Here is a 677-nt window from a genome sequence, read left to right on the forward strand (position 1 = left end):
ATTCAGATAGGGCTGCGAGACAAGAAGATAGATATGGGACATGCCAAACTGATATTGTCGGTCGAAAACCCTTCCGACCAGTTGTATATCTACGAATCGGTGGTGGAGCAAGGCTTGTCGGTACGCCGGACAGAAGAAATAATTGCGGCATTGAATCAAGACAAAGTATTGTCCGAACCCGAAAATTCACCCAAAGAATCCAAATCGCCTGCCAAAAGGCAAGCACAAGAAATGACGGAGGCTTTCCAGCCCTTGAAAAAACACCTCTCCGATGTGTTGGCGGCCAATGTCAATCTCACCCTCAACGAAAAAGGCGCAGGCAAAATCACCATCGCATTTGCCAATCAGGACGAGCTGGAAAGCATCATCCAACGCTTTGATGCGATAACGCCGCGGTAAGAATTGTCCCCATTTGATACACTGCGAAGCTCACTATCCACGCTAATATGGTGGTGTAGGCTATTGTGAGTAGTGCCCACTTCCACGAGCCGGATTCGTTTTTGATGGCGGTGACGGTGGCGACGCACGGGAAATAGATTAGCACGAACAATAGCAGGCTCAGGGCTACCAAGGGGGTGAAGATGGGTGTGCCGTCGGCGTATTTTTCTGCTTGCAAACGTTGCCCCAGCACTACGGTGTCTTCTTCGTCTTCACCGCTTAAAGGAGGTTCAACGTGC

2 pseudogenes are annotated in these 677 nt (G+C 49.9%); one reads left to right on the top strand and one right to left on the bottom strand.

The window, feature by feature from the left end:
• Nucleotides 1–399, top strand: a pseudogene (locus ASC50_RS02690) (ParB/RepB/Spo0J family partition protein); the annotation flags it as partial.
• Here the strand turns inward: ASC50_RS02690 and ASC50_RS06670 are convergent.
• Nucleotides 365–677: pseudogene (locus tag ASC50_RS06670) on the bottom strand (nucleoside recognition domain-containing protein); the annotation flags it as partial. The pseudogenes ASC50_RS02690 and ASC50_RS06670 overlap by 35 nt on opposite strands.

The sequence above is a fragment of the Candidatus Symbiothrix dinenymphae genome (assembly GCF_001431085.1).